The 23,356-nt window shown below is 62.5% G+C and carries 24 protein-coding genes; 17 read left to right on the top strand and 7 right to left on the bottom strand.

The window, feature by feature from the left end:
* Positions 1-45: 45 nt before the first annotated feature.
* The 3 genes from V8P77_RS22390 to V8P77_RS22380 all read right to left on the bottom strand — a co-directional run bounded on the left by V8P77_RS22390 (position 46) and on the right by V8P77_RS22380 (position 2,466).
* Positions 46-570 carry a nuclear transport factor 2 family protein gene (locus tag V8P77_RS22390; protein WP_335914309.1) on the bottom strand — a complete coding sequence of 175 codons (525 nt, stop codon included), beginning with the start codon at positions 568-570 and terminating at the stop codon, positions 46-48.
* 20 nt (positions 571-590) lie between these two features.
* A complete protein-coding gene (locus V8P77_RS22385) occupies positions 591-1,553 on the bottom strand; it encodes an alpha/beta hydrolase (protein ID WP_335914307.1) in 963 nt (320 codons plus the stop codon).
* Between the two features lie 127 nt (positions 1,554-1,680).
* Complete coding sequence (locus tag V8P77_RS22380) at positions 1,681-2,466, bottom strand: helix-turn-helix domain-containing protein (protein WP_335914306.1); 786 nt, start codon at positions 2,464-2,466, stop codon at positions 1,681-1,683.
* A gap of 75 nt (positions 2,467-2,541) precedes the next feature.
* On the opposite strand from V8P77_RS22380, the gene V8P77_RS22375 reads away from it, so the two are divergent.
* The 17 genes from V8P77_RS22375 (at position 2,542) to V8P77_RS22295 (ending at position 19,223) form a co-directional block, all read left to right on the top strand.
* Entirely contained in the window at positions 2,542-2,721 is a 180-nt protein-coding gene (locus tag V8P77_RS22375) for a hypothetical protein (protein ID WP_335914305.1), read from the top strand.
* Between the two features lie 36 nt (positions 2,722-2,757).
* Entirely contained in the window at positions 2,758-4,302 is a 1,545-nt protein-coding gene (pehA, locus tag V8P77_RS22370; protein ID WP_335914304.1) for a phosphoric/sulfuric ester hydrolase PehA, read from the top strand.
* 34 nt (positions 4,303-4,336) lie between these two features.
* Positions 4,337-5,971 (top strand): ABC transporter substrate-binding protein, encoded by a 1,635-nt coding sequence (locus V8P77_RS22365; protein WP_335914303.1) that lies wholly within the window; start codon positions 4,337-4,339, stop codon positions 5,969-5,971.
* A 190-nt stretch (positions 5,972-6,161) separates the two neighbouring features.
* Entirely contained in the window at positions 6,162-7,169 is a 1,008-nt protein-coding gene (locus V8P77_RS22360; protein ID WP_335914302.1) for an ABC transporter ATP-binding protein, read from the top strand.
* Positions 7,160-8,161, top strand: coding sequence for an ABC transporter ATP-binding protein (locus V8P77_RS22355; protein ID WP_335914301.1), 1,002 nt, complete (start codon positions 7,160-7,162; stop codon positions 8,159-8,161). Before V8P77_RS22360 ends, V8P77_RS22355 begins: the two co-directional genes overlap by 10 nt.
* 3 nt (positions 8,162-8,164) lie before the next feature.
* A complete protein-coding gene (locus tag V8P77_RS22350; RefSeq protein WP_017957478.1) occupies positions 8,165-9,094 on the top strand; it encodes an ABC transporter permease in 930 nt (309 codons plus the stop codon).
* An 11-nt stretch (positions 9,095-9,105) separates the two neighbouring features.
* Complete coding sequence (locus tag V8P77_RS22345; RefSeq protein ID WP_335914300.1) at positions 9,106-9,975, top strand: ABC transporter permease; 870 nt, start codon at positions 9,106-9,108, stop codon at positions 9,973-9,975.
* Positions 9,976-10,111: 136 nt separating this feature from the next.
* Positions 10,112-11,134 carry a LacI family DNA-binding transcriptional regulator gene (locus tag V8P77_RS22340; RefSeq protein ID WP_335914299.1) on the top strand — a complete coding sequence of 341 codons (1,023 nt, stop codon included), beginning with the start codon at positions 10,112-10,114 and terminating at the stop codon, positions 11,132-11,134.
* A gap of 38 nt (positions 11,135-11,172) precedes the next feature.
* Positions 11,173-12,126 (top strand): ABC transporter substrate-binding protein, encoded by a 954-nt coding sequence (locus V8P77_RS22335; protein ID WP_335914298.1) that lies wholly within the window; start codon positions 11,173-11,175, stop codon positions 12,124-12,126.
* Complete coding sequence (locus tag V8P77_RS22330) at positions 12,123-12,944, top strand: ATP-binding cassette domain-containing protein (RefSeq protein WP_335914297.1); 822 nt, start codon at positions 12,123-12,125, stop codon at positions 12,942-12,944. Before V8P77_RS22335 ends, V8P77_RS22330 begins: the two co-directional genes overlap by 4 nt.
* Positions 12,941-13,945 (top strand): ABC transporter permease, encoded by a 1,005-nt coding sequence (locus V8P77_RS22325; protein ID WP_335914296.1) that lies wholly within the window; start codon positions 12,941-12,943, stop codon positions 13,943-13,945. Before V8P77_RS22330 ends, V8P77_RS22325 begins: the two co-directional genes overlap by 4 nt.
* Positions 13,946-13,949: 4 nt before the next feature.
* A complete protein-coding gene (locus V8P77_RS22320) occupies positions 13,950-15,029 on the top strand; it encodes a phosphotriesterase family protein (protein WP_335914295.1) in 1,080 nt (359 codons plus the stop codon).
* Positions 15,030-15,066: 37 nt separating this feature from the next.
* Complete coding sequence (locus tag V8P77_RS22315; RefSeq protein ID WP_335914294.1) at positions 15,067-15,840, top strand: glutamine amidotransferase; 774 nt, start codon at positions 15,067-15,069, stop codon at positions 15,838-15,840.
* Between the two features lie 35 nt (positions 15,841-15,875).
* Entirely contained in the window at positions 15,876-16,718 is an 843-nt protein-coding gene (locus tag V8P77_RS22310) for a BtpA/SgcQ family protein (protein ID WP_335914293.1), read from the top strand.
* 2 nt (positions 16,719-16,720) lie between these two features.
* Complete coding sequence (locus tag V8P77_RS22305; RefSeq protein ID WP_335914292.1) at positions 16,721-17,368, top strand: TenA family protein; 648 nt, start codon at positions 16,721-16,723, stop codon at positions 17,366-17,368.
* 23 nt (positions 17,369-17,391) lie between these two features.
* Positions 17,392-18,285, top strand: a complete 894-nt coding sequence (locus V8P77_RS22300; RefSeq protein ID WP_335914291.1) for a ribokinase — start codon at positions 17,392-17,394, stop codon at positions 18,283-18,285.
* Between the two features lie 104 nt (positions 18,286-18,389).
* Positions 18,390-19,223, top strand: coding sequence for an inositol monophosphatase family protein (locus V8P77_RS22295; RefSeq protein WP_335914289.1), 834 nt, complete (start codon positions 18,390-18,392; stop codon positions 19,221-19,223).
* A 139-nt stretch (positions 19,224-19,362) separates the two neighbouring features.
* Here the strand turns inward: V8P77_RS22295 and V8P77_RS22290 are convergent, their stop codons facing one another.
* Genes V8P77_RS22290 through V8P77_RS22275 form a run of 4 tightly spaced genes read right to left on the bottom strand, consistent with a single transcriptional unit; the run spans position 19,363 to position 23,327 of the window.
* Positions 19,363-20,442 (bottom strand): ABC transporter ATP-binding protein, encoded by a 1,080-nt coding sequence (locus tag V8P77_RS22290; protein WP_335914288.1) that lies wholly within the window; start codon positions 20,440-20,442, stop codon positions 19,363-19,365.
* Positions 20,443-20,467: 25 nt separating this feature from the next.
* Positions 20,468-21,295, bottom strand: a complete 828-nt coding sequence (locus V8P77_RS22285) for an ABC transporter permease (RefSeq protein ID WP_335914287.1) — start codon at positions 21,293-21,295, stop codon at positions 20,468-20,470.
* Entirely contained in the window at positions 21,292-22,182 is an 891-nt protein-coding gene (locus tag V8P77_RS22280) for an ABC transporter permease (RefSeq protein ID WP_335914286.1), read from the bottom strand. Before V8P77_RS22280 ends, V8P77_RS22285 begins: the two co-directional genes overlap by 4 nt.
* Positions 22,182-23,327 carry an extracellular solute-binding protein gene (locus V8P77_RS22275; protein WP_335914285.1) on the bottom strand — a complete coding sequence of 382 codons (1,146 nt, stop codon included), beginning with the start codon at positions 23,325-23,327 and terminating at the stop codon, positions 22,182-22,184. The genes V8P77_RS22280 and V8P77_RS22275 overlap by 1 nt, the downstream gene beginning before the upstream one ends.
* Positions 23,328-23,356: the final 29 nt, after the last annotated feature.

The raw sequence follows: 23,356 nt of genomic DNA, 5'->3' as shown, positions 1-23,356 counted from the left end.
TGGATCTCCTTGACGCTGATATTGGAATGAGAGCGACAGGCCGGATCAGCCCGGCTGCCCGGCGCGTTCCGCGGCCCGGTTGACCAGAGCCCGGTTGCCGGTCTCGTGGGCGGGCGTCATCACCAGCCGGAAGACTTTCCAGGTGCCGTCGATCTTGGTGAGGTGATATCGATAATGTCCCATCAGCACCCAGCTCTCCGCGCCGATCCGATGGACGGCCTGGAAATCGGCCTCGGCCACCGCAATCGAGCCGGCGCTTTCGACGATGGCGTGGTTGCTGACGAGATGCAGCGTGCGATCGAAGCCCGGCAGGAAGGCAGACCATTGCCGGATGACGGCGTCGGCCGGCTGGGTGCTCGGCTCGCCACCCCAGAGGCCGGTATAATCCAGCGTCACCGTGTCGGCGAAGGCGCCGCGCACGCGGTCCCACTGGCGGCGGTCGGCGCCGGCGGCAATGTCGGTGATGGTATCGATGATGGCCGCCCGGTCGTCGGCACCGATCGGTTCGGCCCTGACGATGGAGGAGACCAGCAGCATGCTGGCTGCCGCAGTGAGGACGAGGGTTTTCATGGTCATCTCCTTCTCAGGCATCAGGTGCCTTTGTTGATCCGTTCGAAATGCGCACCCGCGGCATCGGCCGCCCGCGTGACATGCTGGGGATTGTCGTAGAAATCGAACTGCGTAACACCGTCGAGCCAGATCTCGGATGCATCACCATGAAGGCGCGCCAAAAAGGCATGTGTGCCTTGCGGAACGGCGGCCGCTTCCGAGTGGACGATCAGCGTCGGTTTGTCGAGGCGGTCACCGGTGGCAACCGAGTCATAGGTCAGCCATGGCTCCCAGGAGGCGAGATTGAACTTGTTGTCATATTGCGGGATGAGGCCGCGAGTGGGCTCGGTATAATAGGGGATCTGGTACATCAGCGCCGTGCTGTCATTGGCGCTTGCGGCAACGATCATCCGGGGCTGGCCGTTGCGCTCGGCTTCCTCAGCCTCGCGGGATATGGCGATCAGCCTGGAGACACCGTCCGCACCGCCATAGATCCGCTCGACGATCGCCTTGTCATGCAGCCACGGCGCAACCAGCGATATGGCGGTGAAATCGGGATTGCCCGAAGCCGCCGCCGCCATATAACCGGCGGAGGCGCAGATGCCGAGACCGGCGATCTTGCCGGCGTCGATTTCCGGCAGCGTCGTCATGTAGTCGGCCGCCGCTACGATATCGTCGGTCTTGGCCGCCGGATCCTCCTTGAAGCGGATATTGCCGCCGGACTGGCCCCAGCCGCGGAAATCGAAGGCGAGGGCAATGAAGCCGCGCTCGGCCATCTCCTCCGCGTAAAGGCCGGACATCTGCTCCTTGATCGAGGTCCAGGCGCCAGTCACCAGAACGCCGGGGCGCTTTTCGCCCGGCTTGTAGTCGGCCGGGAGATAGAGCGTGCCGGCAAGCGTCACTCCCTCGTTCTGGAAGGAGACGGGACGCGTCTCGATGCCAGCCGCAAAGGCCGTCGAATGGAGCAGGGCTGCTCCAATTGCAGAAAGGGTCGATAGTCTCATCGAAGGTCTCCTCGCCGTCATCGCCAGTTTCATGAGGTACGAGGAGCAGTTTCGCAGCATCGGCGCGCCGGCGCCCGAGCGATTCTTGGCGTTTACTGTGTATTTCTTGCTGTTCTAGACCAAAACCCTATCGCCGGCGAAACGCTGCGGGCGTGAGCCCGGTGCTGCGCCTGAAATGCCGGCCGAAACGGGAAACGTCATCATAACCCACGCGGATGGCGACGGCCGCGACCGGGGCACGCGTGGTGCTGAGCAGCACTTTGGCGCGCTCCACGCGCTCTCGGATGACATATTGCAGCGGCGACGTGCCGAGGGCGGCGGTGAAGGCGCGCACGAAATGGAACCGGCTCATCGCCGCCTCGGAAGCGATGTCGTCGAGAGAAAGATTCTCGGCGAGATTGTCGTGGATATAGGCCAGCGCCCGGCGCAGCCGCCTGTCTTCGATGGCGACGGATGACAGTGGGGCAGGCGAAAGAAGCTGCGTCAGATGGGCTGCAACCGCAAGGTTCATCGTATCGCGATAGAGGGATTGCGGCACATCCCGCAGAGAGGCGGCGTGACGGACGAACTGAACCAGCAGCGGATCGAGGCTACCGACGACGGGATTGAAGTCGGCTTTCTCGAAACCGACATCGTCGAGCAAGGCATCCGAGAGATCCACTCTCAGAAACGAAAGTGCATCGTCATATTCGCAGGTGCCTGATGAACCGGCTGGCAGAATCCAGCCGTCACCGGCACGCAGCGGCACGACCCGCTTGCGATCGGAGCCGACCGCGATCCGGTGCCGATCCTGATCAACCAGGAATAGGCCGACGGCCAGCCGGGAAATCGTGAACGCGCCACCACCCGCCGGCAGATCCAGCCTGCCCGCCGTCAACCAGTCTTTCCCCGAACCTGCTCGCGATCCACTCATGGAGATGATCTAATTTCTCGCGCCGGAAATTCAATCAGGCAGCGTCGGCTGTTTTGGCGCGGGAAAGCAACTTTCATGGGCCGCAAGATAGAGAAAACCGACAGCGGGGCGCCGGAGGAATTTGCCTCATGTGCGTTGAGCGGCTTTGTGTCGCAAATATTACAGTTTTGCGGCGTTTCAGGAATAAAAACGAAGAAACCCACGATCCGTTCAATGTCACGGAACTTTGAAAAAGTGGTCATCGCGCTGCAATAATCGCGGTTCAAACAGCCCCGCACAAGTGGGGGCTCCATGCGAAAGAAAAACGTTCTACTCATCGTCGTTGACCAATGGCGAGCCGATTTCGTTCCGCACGTTCTGCGTGCCGACGGGAAAATCGATTTCCTGAAGACACCTCATCTCGACCGGCTCTGTCGCGAGGGCGTGACCTTCAGGAACCATGTGACGACCTGCGTTCCCTGCGGCCCGGCCCGTGCGAGCCTACTCACCGGCCTCTATCTGATGAACCATCGCGCCGTGCAGAACACGGTGCCGCTCGACCAGCGCCACCTCAACCTCGGCAAGGCGTTGCGCGGCGTCGGCTACGATCCGGCGCTGATCGGCTATACGACGACGGTGCCGGATCCGCGCACCGCTTCGCCAAACGATCCGCGCTTCAGAGTGCTCGGCGACATGATGGACGGCTTCCATCCGGTTGGTGCCTTCGAGCCCAATATGGAGGGCTATTTCGGCTGGGTGGCACAGAACGGCTTCGAACTGCCGGAGCATCGTCCCGATATCTGGCTGCCCGAAGGCGAGGACGCCGTTGCCGGCGCCACCGACCGTCCGTCACGCATTCCGAAGGAATTTTCGGACTCGACCTTCTTCACCGAGCGGGCGCTGACCTATCTCAAGGGCCGCGACGGCAAGCCCTTCTTCCTGCATCTCGGTTATTACCGGCCGCATCCGCCCTTCGTCGCCTCCGCTCCCTATCATGCCATGTACCGGCCGGAAGACATGCCGGCGCCGATCCGCGCGGCCAACCCGGATACCGAGGCTGCACAACATCCGCTGATGAAATTCTATGTCGACAGCATCCGCCGCGGCTCCTTCTTCCAGGGCGCCGAAGGGTCGGGCGCAACGCTCGACGAAGCGGAACTGCGCCAGATGCGGGCGACCTATTGCGGCCTGATCACGGAGGTCGACGATTGCCTTGGCCGGGTCTTTCACTATCTCGACGAGACCGGACAGTGGGACGATACGCTGATCATCTTCACCAGCGACCACGGCGAGCAGCTCGGCGATCATCACCTGCTCGGCAAGATCGGCTACAACGATCCGAGCTTCCGCATTCCGCTCGTCATCAAGGACGCCGGCGAAAATGCGCGCGCTGGCGCGATCGAAAGCGGCTTCACCGAGAGCATCGACGTCATGCCGACCATACTCGACTGGCTCGGCGGAAAGATCCCGCACGCCTGTGACGGCCTGTCGCTGCTGCCCTTCCTGAGCGAGGGCCGGCCGCAGGATTGGCGCACCGAATTGCACTACGAATACGACTTCCGCGACGTCTATTATTCCGAGCCGCAGAGTTTCCTCGGCCTCGGCATGAACGATTGCAGCCTCTGCGTCATCCAGGACGAGCGATACAAATACGTTCATTTCGCAGCGCTGCCGCCGCTGTTCTTCGATCTGCGGCATGATCCGAACGAATTCACCAATCTCGCCGACGATCCGGCCTATGCCGCGCTCGTGCGGGACTATGCGCAGAAGGCGCTCTCCTGGCGCCTGAAACATGCCGACAGAACCCTGACCCATTATCGCTCCGGCCCCGAGGGCCTGATCGAACGCAGCTATTGATCCGAACCACCAGAGAACCCAAGGAGATATTCCCATGGTCACCTTCACCCGTCGCGGTGCTCTCGGCCTTGCCACCGGCGTCGCCAGCTCGCTGATCCTGCCGCGCTTTTCCATCGCCCAGGCCGACAACCGTCCTTCGATCACCATCGCCGTCCAGAAGATCTCGAACTCGAACACGCTGGATACGTTGCGCGAACAGTCGAATGTCGGCCAGCGCATCTTCAATTCGTCACTCTGGGAAAGCCTGATCGGCCTCGACTGGCTCGGCAACCTCTCGGCCGTTCCGTCGCTCGCCACCGAATGGCGCCGTATCGACGACAAGACCGTCGAGTTGAAACTGCGCCAGGGCGTCAAATTCCACAATGGCGACGAAATGACGGCCGAAGACGTCGCCTTCTCCTTCAGCAAGGAACGGATGTTCGGCGATACGCAGCCGAGCACCGGCAAGACGATCTTCGTCACCGAAAAGAACCCGCTCGGCCGCGAAAGCAAGGAATTGCCGGTCGAAATTCCGGCCGTCGCCCGCCGTATCTGGCCGGCTCTGCTCGGCATTGAAATCGTCGACAAATACACCGTCCGCTTCGTTAACGGTTCGCCTGACGTAACGATGGAAGGCCGCATCTCCGTTGCCGCCAGCGCCATCGCCAACCGCCGCAGCTGGGATGAGGCCAAGAGCTATCTCGACTGGGCTCGCGCACCGATCACCACCGGTCCCTACCGCGTCGCCGAATTCAAGCCGGACACCTACCTGATCTACGAAGCGCATGACGAATATTGGGGCGGCCGTCCTCCGGTGAAGCAGATCCGCTTCGTCGAAGTTCCGGAGGTCGCCTCGCGCGTCAACGGCCTGCTGTCTGGCGAATATCACCTCGCCAGCGACATCCCCCCGGACCAGATCGAAGGCATTGAAAAGAACGCTGCCTTCGAAGTCCAGGGCGGCATCATCACCAACCACCGCCTGACTGTGTTCGACAAGACCCATGCCCAGCTCGGCAACCCGCTGGTTCGCCGCGCCTTCACGCATGCCATCGACCGCCAGGCGATCGTCGACTCGCTCTGGGCAGGCCGCACCCGCGTTCCGGCCGGCCTGCAGTGGGACTTCTATGGCGACATGCTGGTCAAGGATTGGACCGTGCCGGAATATAATCCTGATCTCGCCCGCCAGCTCCTTAAGGAAGCCAACTACAAGGGCGATCCGATCCCGTATCGCCTGCTCAACAACTACTATACCAACCAGACTCCGACCGCGCAGATCCTCGTCGAAATGTGGGCCCAGGTCGGCCTCAACGTGCAGATCGAGATGAAGGAAAACTGGCAGCAGATCCTCGAAAAGACGCCGACGCGCGCCGTCCGCGACTGGTCGAACTCCGCAAGTTTCCCCGATCCGGTTTCCTCGATCGTCGCCCAGCACGGTCCGAACGGCCAGCAGCAGCAGGTCGGCGAATGGACCAACGCCGAAATGAACACGCTGTCGACCTTCCTCGAGACCAGCACCGATCGCGCCAAGCGTCATGACGCTTTCGCCCGCATGCTGCAGATCTGCGAGCGCGAAGACCCCGCCTATACGGTTCTTCACCAGAACGCCGTCTTCACCGCCAAGTCGAAGGCGATCAATTGGAAGGCCGCATCGGCCTTCGCCATGGACTTCCGCCAGGGCAACTGGTCCTGATCAAGACCTGACGACATCAGCGAGCCGGGGGAAACTCCGGCTCGCTGCCATTTGGTGCACCGGCTATCCGGAAACCAGGTAAGCCCGACAGGCACGAGCATGATGCCCAATAGTGTGAGCGGTTTTCGAACGACATCATGCTCTCATTCGGATCTGGCGGCCGGTGGGAATGCAAGAAGGAGAGGCTGAAATGCCATTGGTCGAAATTTCCAATTTGAAGGTCGCTTTCAGCGGTATCGAAGTCCTGCACGGCGTCGATCTGGCGATCGAGAAGGGCGAGGCGGTGGGTCTCGTCGGCGAATCCGGTTGCGGCAAGTCGGTCACCTGGCTGGCTGCACTCGGGCTCCTGCCTGGAAAGGCTTCTGTCTCAGGCAGCGTGCGTCTCGGCAGCGATCAGCTGATAGGTGCGTCGCGCACGAAGGTCGAAGGCATTCGCGGCGGCCGCATCGCCATGATCTTCCAGGATCCGTCGAGCTCGCTCAACCCGGTCATCCGCGCCGGGCGCCAGATCGCCGAAGCCGTCGAACTGCACCGCGGCTCGACCGGCAGGGCCGCCCGCAACGACGCCGTCCGGCTGATGGAAATGGTCGGCATTCCTGACGCGGTACGCCGTTTCGACAATTTTCCGCATGAATTTTCCGGTGGCCAGAACCAGCGGCTGATGATCGCCATGGCGCTCGCCGGCAATCCTGATCTGCTGATCGCCGACGAGCCGACGACGGCGCTGGACGCGACGATCCAGGCGCAGATCCTCGATCTGCTGATTTCGATCCGCGAGGAAACCGGTATGGCGATCGTCTTCATCAGTCATGATCTCGGCGCGGTGTCGCAGATCTGCGAACGCGTCTGCGTCATGTATGCCGGCAACATCGTCGAGAAATGCCCGACGGAATCGTTGTTCCGGTCGCCGCGCCATCCCTATACGCGCGGGCTATTCGATGCCATTCCGCGCATCGATGCCGGCCGCGACCGGCTGGTACCGATCCCCGGCACCGTGCCGCAGCCCGGCCGGATGCCCGGCGGCTGTGCCTTTGCGCCGCGTTGCGGCCATGCCTCGGAACTCTGTCATAACAAAGTACCGCCGCTCGTCGCACTTGACGACGACCGTGCGACCGCCTGCTTCCATCCGCTCAGTGACGGCGCCACCACATCGAAGCCGAACCTCATGCAGGTCCAGCAGGGAGTGGCATGGGCATGAGCGAACATCAGCTGATCGAAGCGAACGACCTCGTCAAGACCTATACGATGCGCCGCGGCGTCTTCGGAAAGCCGAGCCATGTCCGGGCGGTCGACGGCGTTTCGCTGTCGGTCGCGCCGAAGACGACGCTTGGCATCGTCGGCGAATCCGGTTCCGGAAAATCGACGATGGGCCGGCTGCTGCTCGGGCTCGAAGCTCCGACCGAAGGCAGCGTCCGCTTCGACGGGGAGGCGATGCCGGCACTCAGAACGCCACGCTGGCGTAGCCTGAGGGCGCGCATGCAGCTCGTCTTCCAGGATCCGCTGGCAGCCCTTGACCGGCGCATCTCGATCGGCGCGCAGATCGGCGAACCGCTTGCCATCCATGCCGTCGGAAGCGAGGAGGGGCGGCGCGAACGTGTCGATGAACTGCTCGTCGCCGTCGGTCTTCGGCGCGATCAGGCGGAGCGTTATCCGCACGAGCTTTCGGGCGGCCAGCGCCAGCGCGTCGTCATTGCACGCGCCATCGCCACCAATCCGGAGCTTCTGGTCTGCGACGAGCCGGTCTCCGCTCTCGACGTCTCGATCCAGGCGCAGGTGATCAACCTATTGCGCGACCTGCAGGAAAAGCGCGGCATCGCCATGGCCTTCATCAGCCATGACCTGAAGGTCGTGCGCAACATCGCCGATCGCGTCGCGGTGATGTATCTCGGCCGGATCGTCGAGGAAGCCGCCTCGGAGGATATTTTCCGCAGCCCGTTGCATCCCTATACGCAGGCACTGGTCTCCAGCGTTCCGGTCCCCGGCACGGCGCTGCGCGACCGTATCATCCTGCAGGGAGAACCGCCGAACCCCGCTGCCCGCCCTGCCGGCTGCGCCTTTCATCCCCGCTGCGGCCATGCCGTCGAGCGCTGCCGCGTCGAGACGCCTGAACTCGTCACCATCGAGGCGGGTCGAAAAGCTGCTTGCCACCTGGTTGCGCCCGCATCCGCGTCAACGCTCATGGAGAGCTGAGCCATGATCCGTTTCTTCCTGATAAGGGCGTTCCGCGCGCTTATGACCATCGTGCTGGTGGTGACTTTCGCCTTCGTCGTTCTGCGCCTTTCCGGCGACCCGGCCCTGACGATCATGGGTCCGGAAGCGCCGCCGGAAGCGATCCGTGCCTTCCGTGCCGCCTGGGGTCTCGATCAGCCGATCTGGGTGCAGTATCTGCGCTATTTCGGCGCAATCGCCCGCGGTGATCTCGGCATCTCGATGCGCGACGGCCAATCGGCCATCCAGCTCGTGCTCGACCGCATTCCGGCAACGCTGGAGCTGACGATCCCGGCCCTCATCCTTAAGCTGGTGATCGGCATCCCGGCCGGCGTTTACGCCGCCCTCCACCGGGACAGCTCGACGGACCGCGCCGTCATGGCGAGTGCGGTGGTCGGCTTCACCATGCCGAGCTTCGTGCTCGGCCTCGTGCTGGTGCTGATCTTCTCCGTCACGCTCGGCCTGCTGCCGTCGGGCGGCCAGGACAGCTGGATGCATGCCATTCTGCCGATTATCACCATGAGCATCGGCGGTGCCGGCATTCTTGCCCGCTTTGCCCGAAGCGCGATGATCGAGGTGCTTGGCCAGCCCTATATCCGTACGGCCAGCGCCAAAGGCACTGCCTGGCGAAATGTCGTCTGGGGCCATGCGCTGCCGAACGCGGCAATCCCGATCGTGACAATCGCCGGCTTCATGGTCGGCACGCTGATCGCCGGCGCCGTCGTGGTGGAATCGCTGTTCTCCTGGCCGGGCGTCGGCCGGCTTCTCGTCGTCGCGGTCTCCAACCGCGATCTCGCCGTCGTCCAGTGCATCCTGCTGCTGGTGGCAGCGACCATGGTGTTTTCGAATTTCGTCGTCGACATCCTTTACGGCTATCTCGACCCGCGTCTGCGCAGCAACCAGGCAAGGCATTAGGGAGCGGAACCATGACAAATATCTCTGCTCAACCGGCAACCGTCATCCACGAAGTGCGCGAGAAGAAGAAGCGCGGCGTGCCCGTTTTCGTGATCATCGGCTTCATCTGGATCGCCGTCGTGATCCTGGTCGCGTTGACGGCCGACTGGATCCGGCCCTACAACATTACCGCCTTTGACCTGAAGAACCGACTGTCACTGCCCGGCAATGGCGCGCATTGGCTCGGAACCGACGAACTCGGCCGCGACGTTCTCTCCCGCCTCATCGTGTCGATCCGCATCTCGCTGCTGATCGCCTTCGGCGCGACGCTGATCTCGGCCTTCGTCGGCACGGCTCTCGGCTTTCTCGCCGCTTATTTCCGCGGCGTCGTCGAACAGCTCGTCGTCATGCTTGCCGATTTCCAGGCGGCCATGCCCTTCCTCATCATGGCACTTGCTGTGCTCGCCTTCTTCGGCAGTTCGCTGCCGTTGCTCATCTGCCTGATGGGCTTCTACGGCTGGGAACGCTATGCGCGCATCGCCCGCGGCCTTGCCATCGCCGCCAGTGGCCAGGGTTATGCCGCCGCCGTCACGCAGCTCGGCGCCAAGCCGGCCCATGTCTATCTCAAGCATATCCTGCCGAACATCGCCTCGACACTGATCGTCTCGATGACGCTGACTTTTCCTGAGATCATCCTGATGGAAAGCAGCCTTTCCTTCCTCGGCCTCGGCGTCCAGCCGCCGATGACCAGCCTCGGCAACATGGTCGGCTACGGGCGCGAATATCTGACCCGCGCGCCCTGGATCATGCTGGCGCCGTCCTTCGTCATCATGCTGACGACGCTGTCGATCAGCATCACCGGCGACTGGCTGCGCGACAAGCTCGACCCGACGATCGCCTGAGGGCCTCGCGGTCGAGACTTCGATCGGCTGGCAAGAAAAAACAGATCCTCAACATTCATCGCAGTTGACAACAGCGAGCAATCGATATTTGTCTTGTAAAGCGCTTTACTAAACCGCTTTACAATGGGTCCAGTCGATGGCCAAGGGAACGACACCAAGCTTGAAGGATGTTGCGGCAGCCGCCGGCGTGTCGGTCACGACAGTGTCTCGCTTCGTCAACGGAAGCCTCGATCTTCCCTTTCAGACCAAGAAGCGCATCGAGGATGCGATCAAGACGCTGAACTACCGGCCGAACCCGCATGCGCGCCGGCTGAGCCGGGGGCGCTCGGATACGATCGGCCTCGTCGTGCCCGATATCGCCAATCCCTTCTTCGCGACCCTTGTCGCCGCCGTCGAGCAGGCGGCCGATGAAAAGAAGCTCGCGGTCTCGTTGCACGCCACGCTCAACCGGCCGGGGCGCGAGATCGAATATCTGCAGCTGATCGAGCGCAATCACGTCGACGGCCTGATCTTCGTCACCAACCACCCCGACGACGGCGCGCTTGCCGCGCTGATCAACGGCAGCGGCAAGGTCATCATCGTCGACGAGGACATTCCCGATTCGAAGGCGCCGAAGCTGTTCTGCGACAATGAGCAGGGCGGTTATCTCGCCGGCCAACACCTGGCCGAACAAGGCCATCGCCATGTCCTCTTCATCGGCGGCGACGAGCGCATGATCAGCGCCCGCAGGCGTTATGACGGCCTGCTGAAGGCGCTCAGGGAACGCCATGGTGGCGAGGCCCGGGCCGATCGTTATGCCGGCGAATATACGATCGAATACGGCCGGGCGGCGGCGATCGAATATCTCTCCGGAGACCGAAAAGCGACGGCGATCTTCGCCAGCTCCGACGAGATCGCCATCGGGCTGGTCGAGGTCTTCAGAAGCCGAGGCGTCTCGATCCCTCATGACATCTCGGTCATCGGCTTCGACGATGTCGGTCCGCTTCATCTTTTTGCACCGCCGCTGACGGCCATCCGTCAGCCGGTGCGCCGGATCGGAAGACGGTCGCTGGAGCTGCTTCTGGAAACCAATTGGCACGAGTGGAAACCATCCGCCTCGGAAGAACTCCTGCCTGTCGAAATCGTGGTGCGGAACTCCGTTGCGCCGCCTGCGAAATAATAATCAGCAACGTCAAAAAACCAAAAGAGGATGAGAACATGACACGGAATTTGACAAGACGAACGATGATCGCCGCTGCCGGCTTCACGGCATTGACCTTCATCGGCCTGTCCGGCGCTCAGGCACAGGAAAAGAAGACCATCGCGCTGGTGCAGATCAACCAGCAGGCCCTTTTCTTCAATCAGATGAATGAGGGCGCCCAGAAGGCGGCCGATGCCGCCGGCGTCAAGCTGGTGATCTTCAACGCCAACAACGAGACGACCGCGCAGAACAGCGCGATCGAAACCTACGTCCAGGAAAAGGTCTCCGGCCTTGCCGTCGTCGCGATCGACGTCAACGGCATCATGCCGGCGGTCAAGCAGGCAGCCGATGCCGGAATTCCGGTCGTCGCCATCGACGCCATCCTGCCTGATGGTCCGCAGAAGGCGCAGATCGGCGTGGACAATGCCGCGGCCGGCGCCGACATGGGCAAATACTTCCTCGACTACGTCAAGGCGAATATGGGCGGCAAGGCCAAGCTCGGCGTTGTCGGCGCGCTGAACTCGTTCATCCAGAACATCCGCCAGGAGGGCTTCGAGAAGACCCTGAAAGGCGTCGACGGCATTGAAATGGCCGGCGTCGTCGACGGTCAGAACATCCAGGACAACGCCCTTGCGGCCGCTGAAAACCTGATCACCGCCAATCCCGATCTGACCGCGATCTACGCCACTGGCGAGCCGGCCCTGATGGGGGCGATCGCCGCCGTCCAGAGCCAGGGCAAGCAGGATAAGATCAAGGTGTTCGGCTGGGATCTGACCGCCGAAGCCATTGCCGGCATCGATGCCGGCTTCGTCGTCGCCGTCGTCCAGCAGGATCCGGCCGCAATGGGCGGTGCCGCCGTCGACGCGCTCGTCAAGGCCTCGGCCGGCGAGGCCGTCACCAAGACGATCTCGGTGCCGATCACCATCGTGACCAAGGAAAATGTCGAGCCATACCGGGCCGTCTTCAAATGATCGAAAGCGGACAGCGTGACATCGCTGCCGCCGGTTCCGGAGGGGTCGCACCCTCCGGAAGCGGAACATCCGGCGGCACCCGATCCGACCCGCGCATCTCGCTGCGCGGTATCCGCAAGTCGTTCGGCTCGCACCAGGCCCTGCGCGGCGTCGATCTCGACATCTTCCCCGGCGAATGCCTGGGCCTCGTCGGCGACAACGCCGCCGGCAAATCGACGCTGACGAAGATCATCTCGGGAACCTACATTCCCGATGCCGGCACCATCACCATGGAAGGTGAGGAGGTCCGCTTCTCCGGCCCCGCGGATGCGCGTGGGCGGAACATCGAAATGGTTTTCCAGGATCTCAGCCTCTGCGATCATATCGATGTCGTCGGCAATCTCTTCCTCGGCCGCGAACTCAGCCGCGGGCCGTTTCTCGACACCAGGACGATGTTGTCCGAAGCCCGCAAGATGCTGGACTCGCTTGAGATCCGCATACCCAGGCTGACCAGCAAGGTCGCGCAGCTCTCCGGCGGGCAACGCCAGGCGATCGCCATTGCGCGCGCCGCCTCCTTCAAGCCGAAGGTGCTGATCATGGACGAACCGACGTCAGCCCTTGCCGTCGCCGAGGTCGAGGCGGTTCTGGCCCTGATCAACCGCGTCAAGGCGAACGGCGTTTCGGTGATCCTCATCACCCATCGGCTGCAGGATCTCTTCCGGGTCTGCGACCGCATCGCGGTGATGTACGAGGGCACGAAGGTCGCCGAGCGGCAGATCGGCAGCACCAACCTCGAAGATCTCGTCAGGCTGATCGTCGGTGAAGGAGCCAGACAATGACGGCTTATACGGAACGCGGTCACGGCTCGCGCATCGCCGATTTCTTCGGCGAACACGCACAGGTCCTGTCGATCGCCATTTTCTTCCTGGCCTGCATGATCTTCTTCTCGATCGGCAGCGAAACCTTCTTCACGCTCGGCAACATCCTGAACATCATCAGGCAAGCGGCCCCCATCCTGATTGTCGCCATCGCCATGACCTTCGTCATCATCACCGGCGGCATCGATCTTTCGGTCGGCTCGCAGGTCGCCCTCGTCAATGCGGTGGCGGCGATCGTTATGGCGATGGGCGTTCCCTGGCCATCGGTCGTCATCGGTATGCTCGTGCTCGGCGGCTTCATGGGATTGGTCCAGGGCTGGTTCACCGCCTATCAGGGCATCCCGGCCTTCATCGTGACACTTGCCAGCCTCTCGATCCTGCGCGGGCTGGCGCTTTATCTGACCCAGGGCTATTCCATTCCGATCAAGGATGCGCCGGGCTTCTTCGCGCTCGGCCGGGGCGAAATCCTCAGCTTCCCGATCCCGGCGATCATCGCCGTCATCATCGCCATTCTCGGTTATGTCGTCATCACCGCGACCAAATATGGCCGGCAGGTCGTGGCGGTCGGCTCCAATGCGGAGGCGGCGCGGCGCGTCGGCATGCCCGCCAAATGGATCATCGCCTCGGTCTATATCATCTCCGGCGTCGCCTGCGCGGTCGCCGGGCTGCTGATCGCCGCTCGCCTCGGTTCCGGCTCGTCCAATGCCGCCGTCGGCTTCGAGCTGCAGGTGATTGCGGCCGTTGTGCTCGGCGGAACGTCGCTGATGGGCGGACGGGGCACCATCCTCGGCACCGTACTCGGCACGCTGACCATCGCCGTCATCGGCAACGGCCTGATCCTGATGCACATATCGCCGTTCTTCACCCAGATCGTCACCGGCGCCATCATCCTCGTCGCCATCTGGCTGAACACGCGCATCTTCACGGCCAATTTCCATTTCCGGCTGGGCAGGAAAGGATGAAGCGATGAGCGAGCAGACGATAGAGACTCTTTCCGAAGCGCATGTCCGCTCCGGCAAGGTGATGACCGTCACCGGTCCCGTTTCGGCCGATGCGCTCGGCGTGACGCTGATGCATGAGCATATCCTCAACGACTGCCGCTGCTGGTGGCATGCGCCGAAGACGCCGGAACGGCAATATCTCGCCGAAAGCTTCGTCTGCATGGAGATCCTCGGCGAACTCAAGCAAGATCCTTTCGTCAACAAGCACAATATCACGCTCGACGACGAACATCTGGCGATCTCCGAGCTCAAGGATTTCGCAGCAGAAGGCGGCCGCACGGTGGTGGAGCCGACCTGCAAGGGCATCGGCCGAGATCCCCTGGCGCTCCAGCGCATCTCGAAAGCATCCGGTCTCAACATCGTGATGGGGGCGGGTTATTACCTCGGCTCCTCACATCCGGAAGGCGTCGCGGCAATGAGCGTCGATGACATCGCGCGGGAAATTGTCCGCGAGGCCAGAGAAGGCGTCGACGGCACCGGCGTCAGGATCGGCTTGATCGGCGAGATCGGCGTCTCCTCGGATTTCACCGCCGAGGAAGAGAAATCGCTTCGCGGCGCGGCGCGGGCGCAGGTGCTGGCCGGACTTCCGCTGATGGTTCATCTGCCAGGCTGGTTCCGTCTCGGCCACCGCGTGCTCGACGTGGCGGCGGAAGAGGGGGCAGATCTCCGCCACACCGTGCTTTGCCACATGAACCCGTCGCATGACGACATCGCCTATCAGAGCGAGCTGGCAGAGCGTGGCGCCTTCATCGAATACGACATGATCGGCATGGATTTCTTCTATGCCGACCAGCAGGTGCAGTGCCCGAGCGACGAGGAGGCGGCGCGTGCGATCGTCCGTCTCGTCGAGGCCGGCTATCTCGACCGGATTCTCCTGTCGCACGACGTCTTTCTGAAGATGATGCTGACGCATTACGGCGGCAACGGCTACGCCTACATCCTCCGCCACTTCCTTCCCCGTCTGGAGCGGCACGGCCTCGACACGACGGTTCTCGACGAGATGATGCGCGGCAATCCCCGACGCGTCTTTGACGCCAGAGCCTAGCTCTATCCATTCAATCGATCACAGGTAAACGCAGACCATGACCAAGAAAATCCTCCTTGTCGGCGAGAGCTGGGTCAGCTCCGCCACGCATTACAAAGGTTTCGACCAGTTCGGCAGCGTCACCTTCCATCTCGGCGCAGAACCGCTGGTCAAGGCGCTCGCCGGCAGCGCCTTCGAACTCACCTATATGCCGGCGCATGAGGCGGTGGAGAAATTCCCATTCGATATGGCTGGGCTCGACGCCTATGACGCCATCATTCTCTCCGATATCGGCGCCAACTCGCTGCTGCTGCCGCCGGATGTGTGGTTGCATTCGCGCACGGTGCCGAACCGGCTGAAGCTTCTGAAGGCGTGGGTGGAGAAGGGTGGTGGCCTGCTGATGGTCGGCGGATACTTCTCCTTCCAGGGCATCGACGGCAAGGCGCGCTGGCGGCGCACGCCTGTCGAAGACACGCTGCCCGTCACGTGCCTGCCGTATGACGACCGCGTCGAAATCCCTGAGGGAACCGTTGCCGAGGTGGTGAAGCCGGAGCATCCGACGATGCGGGGTCTCGAAGGCGCCTGGCCGGTGCTCCTCGGCGTCAATGAGGTCGAAGTGCGCGACCGTGCGGATGTCGAGGTCGTCGCACGGCTGCCTCAGGATCAGGGCGGCCATCCGCTGCTCGTCGTCGGTGCGCATGGCACTGGGCGGACGGCGGCCTGGACGTCGGATATCGGCCCGCACTGGCTCTCGCCTGCTTTCTGCGAATGGGAAGGCTACGGCCGGCTCTGGAAGAACATCCTCGGCTGGCTCACCGAAAAACAGGCGTGATGTCAGCGCCGGGCAGGAATTCGAAAGGGAATGATATGCAGGAAATTTCGGACAGGCCGTCCAACGCCATCAGGGATATCTTCGGCAGGGACAAGGTTCTGATCGGCATGATCCATTGCCCGGCCTTTCCGGGCGCGCCGCGCTACCGGGGGGCTGCGATGGATGCGATCTACGACGCGTGCATGCGCGACGCCGAAGCCTGCGTGGAAGGCGGCCTGCATGGGCTGATCATCGAAAATCACGGCGATGTGCCGTTCTCGAAGCCCGAGGATATCGGCCCCGAGACGACGGGCTTCATGTCTGTCGTCACCGACCGGATCGCGCGCGCGGCCGGCATCCCGCTTGGCGTCAACGTGCTGGCCAATGCGCCGATCCCGGCTTTCGCCATCGCCATGGCCGGTGGCGCCAAATTCATCCGCGTCAATCAATGGGCCAATGCCTATGTCGCCAATGAAGGCTTCATGGAGGGCAGGGCCGCCGAAGCCATGCGCTACCGCTCGCTGCTCCGGGCCGAGCACATCAAGGTCTTTGCCGACAGCCACGTCAAGCATGGCAGCCACGCCATCGTCGCCGACCGCTCGATCCAGGAGCTGACGCGCGATCTCGCCTTCTTCGATGCCGACGGCGTCATCGCCACCGGCCAGCGGACCGGCAATTCGGCGACGATGAAGGAGATCGAGGAAATCGGCGCGGCGACGCACCTGCCGCTGCTCGTCGGCTCCGGCGTCAACAAGGACAATATCGTCGATATTCTGAGCCGCACCAATGGCGTCATCGTTGCGTCTTCGTTGAAACACGGCGGCGTCTGGTGGAACCCGGTCGACGTCGAGCGCGTGCGCGCCTTCCGGGCGGCGGCCGAACCGGGACTGGAGGGCTGAGCATGGCTGCAGAAAGCCTTTCAGACCGTATCCTGCGCGAGAACGACGCCGTCCTCGGCGCGATGCTCAGCCATCGCTTCGTCGAGGACGTCAAGAACGACAGGCTGAGTAAGGAGGCCTTCGAGCGTTATCTCGTCTATGAAGGCGCCTTCGTCGACAGCGCCATCTCGATCTTCGCCTATGCGGCGGCGACCGCCAAGACGATGGCGCAGAAGCGCTGGCTGATCGCGGTTCTCGACGCGCTTGCCAACGAACAGATCGCCTATTTCGAGCGCACCTTCGCCAGCTGCGGCATCGATCCCTCGTCCTTCGACACCGGCATCGCCGAGGTCGAAGCCTTTCGCGCCGGCATGTTGGAGATTGCCCGCCAGGGCGGCTTCCTCGACACGGTCGCGGCGATGTTTGCCGCCGAGTGGATGTATTGGACCTGGTGTAGGCAAGCAGCCAGCCGCTCGATCAGCGATCCCCTCTTGAAGGAATGGGTCGACCTGCATGTCGATCCGAATTTCGCCGCCCAGGCGCAATGGCTGAAGAATGAACTCGACGTGGCAGGAGAAACGCTGGAAGAGGATGAAAAAGCGCGGCTCAGCGCGATCTTCGGCCGGGCGATGCAGCTCGAGATCGATTTTCACCATGCGCCTTATCTTTAGCTTCACCTTGCGAAAGCGGATACATGCGCGCCTACATAGTCGGTAACGTCGCTATCGACGAGACCATCGCCGTTTCCGAACTTCCCGTTATCGGCGCCTCGATCCTCGGCAATGCCGGAGGCAGCGATCTCGGCGGCAAGGGCACGAACCAGGCGGTCGTCATGGCCCGCTGCGGCGTTCCAACAACGCTGGTGGCGCCCGTCGGCAGGGATGCAAGGGCCGATACGATACGCCATTACCTCGCGGACGAGCCGCTTCGAAGCGAACTGATCGAAATGGAAGATGCATCGAGCGACGTCTCGATCATCTTCCGGCTGCCGGGCGGCGAAAATGCCATCGTCACGACGACGGAATCGGCACAGAGCCTGTCCCTCTCCGATGTCGGGCGGATCCTGTCGACGGCCAGGCCCGGCGATCTCATGATGCTCCAGGGCAATCTGTCCGACCATGCGACCCGCGACATCCTCGAACATGCAAGAACGATCGGCATGGTCACCGCCTTCAATCCCTCGCCGGTGCGCGCCTATTTCTCCGATCTTTGGGGATTGATCGACATCGCCTTCCTCAACAAGGGCGAGGCGCAGGCCCTGACCGGGACAACAGGCAGAGATGCTGCCGAATATCTGCTGAGCCGGGGTCCGCGCGAAATCGTTCTGACGCTGGGCGGCGACGGCGCGACGCTCGTGAACCGGCGCGACAGCATCGAAGTGCCGGCCCGCGCTTGCGACGTTATGGATACAACGGGCGCAGGCGATACCTTCATGGCCGCAGCACTTGCATCCTGCGCGCTGCGCGGACAGCGGCTGGACAGGCTAGCCATCGAACACGCAGTTGCAGCCGCGGCCATCACCGTCTCAAGACATGGAACAAGAAAGGCGTTTCCGACCATTTCCGAGCTTGAAGCGATCCTGAGATAATCCGCTCGGCATGGGCGCGCTTCATAAAATCATCATCGGCCTCTGCGAAGGGATGGGCTCCTCGCGATTCACTCCGTCATATCAGCAGCATCCGGACTTTTCTCATGACATCACCCTCGATTTCCGCGCGTCTTTCCCCGACCGCCTCCTCCCGCCTCGTCGTGCTTGCCGAAACGGTATTGAAGGCGGGGGAAACTGCCCGCGGCTCCGTGCGGCGGCGCACATCCCAGGAAATGCTCGCCAAGGCGCCGCGCGACTATCAGACCGAGATCGATGTCGCCGTCGAGCGGATCATCGTCGACGAGATGACGAAGGCCTTCCCGGACTATGCCATCCAGGGCGAGGAAGCCGTCGGCAACCGCACGGCGGGTCCGGAAACGCCTGTTATCTACATCGACCCGATCGACGGTACGACCAATTACGCCTGGGGCGTTCCGCATTTCGGCATGACGATCTCGATCGTCGAAGGCGGCAGGCTCGTCATGGGTGTCGTCTATGACGCCATGCAGGATGAGCTGTTCAGCGCCGAGATCGGCGGCGGCGCCTATCTGAACGGCGAGCGTATCCGCTGCGCCGATGTCGGCGACATCGAAAACGTGCTTGTCGGCGCCGGGCTGCCGATCCCCGGTCAGGTCACGGCGGTTGCGGAAGAGACCTATTTCGAGGCCATCAAACGACTGATGGCGAATACGGCGGGTGTGCGCCGCCTCGGCTCGGCAGCCTTGTCGATCGCCTATGTCGCCTGCGGCCGGCTAGACGGATTCTTCGAGGACGGGCTGGCGATCCATGATTTCGGCGCCTCGGCGCTGATGGTCGAAGAGGCGGGCGGCATCGTCACCCGTTTTTCCGGCGCTGAGGTTGTCGGAAAGAGCGACATCCTGGCCGCCAGCAAGGCTCTGCATCCCTGGCTGCTCGAAGGTTTTCAAAGCAAGATGTGAACGGGCGCATTCCGAGCGTCTAGAGAAATTCCAGGAAAAATGCGAAGCGGTTTTCCCAGTCAAAGCGCGTAGCGGTTTTGCCGGGAATTGCGTCAAAAAGGTTAGAGCGGTCTGCATTTCCATGAAAAGCTGAACCGCTCTAAACCTGCAGGAGCTCTTCTCTCTCCACATCGTCCTTTGCCGGCATCGACTGATGGACGAGCTCGTTGTCGCGGAAGACGCATAAGCCGGTGAAACTCGGTTCAACCCTCATTCCGGCCCGGATCCGATCGTCCGGCGCCACCATCGCCTTCAGGCGGGTGCCGTCGGCAAGATCGACCTCGACCATCTTGTGGGTGCCGAAATCGACGATGCGATGGACTGTCGCAGCATCGGCCCGGCTCGAGGAACGGATCGTCAGCGCTTCCGGGCGGGCGGCCAGCGTCACCGGTCCATCGTCGATCGGGATTGCAAGCGGGAACAGCGGATGTTCGCAGACGCGGTTTCTAATGCGGCTCTGGACGAAATTCATCGAGCCGATGAAGCCGGCGACGAAAGCCGTCTGCGGCTGCCGGTAGATGGTGCTTGGCGGCGCGATCTGTTCGGTGCCTCCGTCGCGCATGACGACGATGCGGTCGGCGAGCGCTAAGGCCTCGTCCTGGCCATGGGTGACGAAGAGCGTGGTGATGCCGAGGCGCTGCTGGATATCGCGCACTTCCTCCCGCAATCTTTCGCGTAAGTGCTGGTCAAGGCTGGCGAAGGGCTCGTCGAGCAGAAGGATTTTCGGCTCGAGCACCAGCGAGCGGGCAAGGGCGACGCGCTGCTGCTGGCCGCCCGAGAGCTGAGTCGTCATCCGCCGCCCGTAATCGGCGAGGCCGACCAGAGCCAAAGCATCCTCGACACGCTGGCGGATCTCCGCTTTCGGCAGCCGGCGGAGCTTCAGGCCGAAGGCGATGTTGTTGAAGACATCCATGTGCGTCCAGAGCGCATGGCTCTGGAATACCATGCCGGTCGGGCGTCGCTCGGGCGGCAGCGTCGTCACATCCTTCGCGTCGATGCGGATCGTTCCGCCGCTCGGGCGCTCGAAGCCGCCGATCATCCTGAGAAGCGTCGACTTGCCGGAGCCGGATGGGCCAAGCAGGCAGACGAGTTCGCCGTCTCCGACTTCGAGCGAGAAGTCGCGAACGGCAAAGGTGGTCCCGAACAGCTTCGAAACGCCCTCGATCGAAAGATGTGCCATTCTCAAACCCTTCCCTGAATTGACCTCACGCGCCGAAGCCTCTTGCGAATGCGCCGGTGCCGATCACGCGGCGCGCAAACATCAGCGCGATGAAGGACGGCACCCACAGCATGACTGACAGTACGGCGCCGTATTGCACGACGATCTGATTGTTGATGAAGCTGATCATCAGCACCGGCATGGTGCGGACCTGAGGCGCGCCGATCAGCCAGGCGCCTTCGGTCTCGTAGAAGGTGCCGACGAAGGTCAAAAGCAGTGCAGCGGCGATTGTGGGTCCGGCCTGCGGCAGGGTGATCGACCAGAAAACGCGCAGCGGCGTGGCACCGGCATCGCGCGCCGCCTCTTCCATGCGCCGGTCGACATTCTGAAAGGCTGCGACCGGGATCCAGATCATCAGCATCAGCGTGCCGACCAGCTGAATCAGCACGACGCCCCAGAAGGTGCTGATCAGGCCGAGCTGCAGGAAGATGCCGGCAATGGCGACGAGCAGGCCGAATTTCGGGAAGGCATGCGATGCGAGGAACGACAGGAACAGGATGTTCCTGCCGGGAAAACGCATGCGCGCAAAGGCATAAGCCGCGGGAAGGCAGATGACGGCGGAAAGAATGGTGACCGTCGTCGTCAGCCGCAGGCTGAGGAAAAGTGCGTCCCAGACATCCGGACGCGCCAGCGTCTGGCCCCAGAAACGCAGGCCGAATTGCTGCGGGATTACCGATGGATAACGCCAGACCTCGGTGAAAGCCCATGTTCCGACGACGATTAGCGGCAGCGCGATAAATAGCGTCAGCAGGCAGGCGAAAAGCATGCCGATCCAGTCGAAGCGAAGATCCGTTCTCGATCTACCGGCACTCATGGCTGGGCCTCACGGTTGCGGGCGATCGACCTGATATAGAAGATACCAAAGACCAGGCAGAAGCCGAATGTGATGACGGCCTGGGTCATGGCGTTCAGCGGGTCGTTCATATCGGCGAAGGTGCGCTGCATGAACGGCCCCATCATCTCCGGCGATGCGGAGCCCAGCACATAGGGCAGGGTGAAGGCGGAGAAGATGCCGAGCACGGCGAAGGACGCGGTCACCAGTAGGGAATTGCCCATGCGCGGCAGGATGATCGAAATGAACACCCGGAGCGGCCCTGCGCCGACATCGCGAGCGGCCTCGATAGCGCTGTTCGAAACGGAGGAAAGCCCGGCCGTCAGCATCAGCACCGTCAGGGGAAGATTGTCCCAGACGAGGCCGATGACCGGTCCCCACGGCGTCAGATAGGGCGTGCGCAGCTTCGGCAGGCTGACGGCGTTCAGCAGCAGGTCGACGGTGCCGTTCGGCCCGATCGTCCGGATCAGCGCATAGGCGAGGATGATCGACGGCACGAACATCGGGAAGATCGCAAGAGCCTGCACATAGGCGGCAAGGCGTCCTTGCGAGAACCGGAGGTAAAGCGCGATCGGAAGGCCGATCGCCAGAAGCAGAATGCCGCAGACGGCGGTGGTCCAGAGTGTCAGCCACAAGTTGCCGAGGCTGTAGCCATCGGTGAAGAAGAAGCGATAGGAGGCAAGCGAGAATTCCGTCGCGCCGTCAGGGCCTCGAACGAAGATCGTGCCGACGACCGCCGAAAAGATCGGAAAGACGATCAGCCATGCGAGCAGGAGGACCGGCAGGGCGACGAGGAGGAGCCCGATCGAGCTCCCCCCGTTGATGGACCGGTGACGGCGCAGAACCGCCGGCGCAGTATCAGTGGACATCAGGTGCGGCTGATGCCCGGAGCAACGTTGCGATACCAGCCGTCAGCGATCGCCTTTTCCCAATCGCCGCCCGGGAAGGTCGGGATGGTCGCCGGAATGACGTCGGCATATTTCTTGCGGAGATCGTCGGAGATGTGGTCCCAGGAGACGGCAGGGAAACCGCCGATCTCGGTGATGATCGCTTCCTGCATTTCCTTCGTCAGCATGAATGCGGCGAGCGTCAGGGCCGCATCCTTGTTGGCGCCGTTCGAGAAGACGGTGATGCTGGAGAAACCGCCGCAAAGGGCGAGATCGCTAAGCTGCACGAGCCCGGTCGTATCAGGCAGCACGCCCTGGGAGATCGCCTGCAGCACCTGGTCCGACCAGACCGGCACCATGGTGACGACGCCCTGGGCGAGCAGCTGGATCGACTGGGTGTTGCCGGCCGTATAGGCGCCCTTGTCGTAAAGCGCCGGGGCGAGGTCGTTGAGGATCTTCCAGGCCGGCGTCAGCGTCTCAGTGGCGAAGTCGGCGGTGAAATTGTCGACCTTGAACTTCTTCGGATCGCGGCCATTGGCCTCATGGATCGCGCGACGGACGAAGTTTCCGCCCGAACCGCCCTTGTCGGGACGGTTGTAGATGAACTGGCCCGGATTGGCCTTGATCCAGGCGGTGAGCTGATCCCAGCTCTTCGGTGCATCCTTCGGATCGAGCTTGGTCGTGTCATAAGCGAGAAGCACCTGCGAACCGCGATAGGGAAGGGAGAAAGGAGTATCGAAGGCAAGCGGGTTGATATGGTCGTAACCCTCGATGTTCTCGGCGGAAAACTTGACCCAGAGGCCGGCATCGATGCCGCCGGATGGCAGACGCGGATCGAATTGCTCGAAGAGGTCGGCCTGCGGATCGGTCTTCGTCTTCAGCGCGGCGAGCGCACGGTCGGCGATGGCGCGCAGACCATTATTGTCGCCGGCATCGGTCACCTTCAGGGCAACACCCGGAAGCGCCTTTTCGAAGGCCGGGCGAATGACGTTGTTCCAGAGGTCGACGATGTTGGCATCCGAACCGCTGTAGAGGTCGATCGTGGCGGCCGCAGCCGATGCGAAACGCGGAAGAGCCAACAGACCGGCTGCAGCCGACGATGTGATCAGAAATTCGCGTCTATTCATAACCCGTCTCCATCAGGTGTCGAGGCTCA

The sequence above is a fragment of the Rhizobium aouanii genome, from assembly GCF_037002925.1.
GTDB lineage: Bacteria > Pseudomonadota > Alphaproteobacteria > Rhizobiales > Rhizobiaceae > Rhizobium > Rhizobium aouanii.
This window is presented reverse-complemented; position numbering and strand designations above follow the sequence as displayed.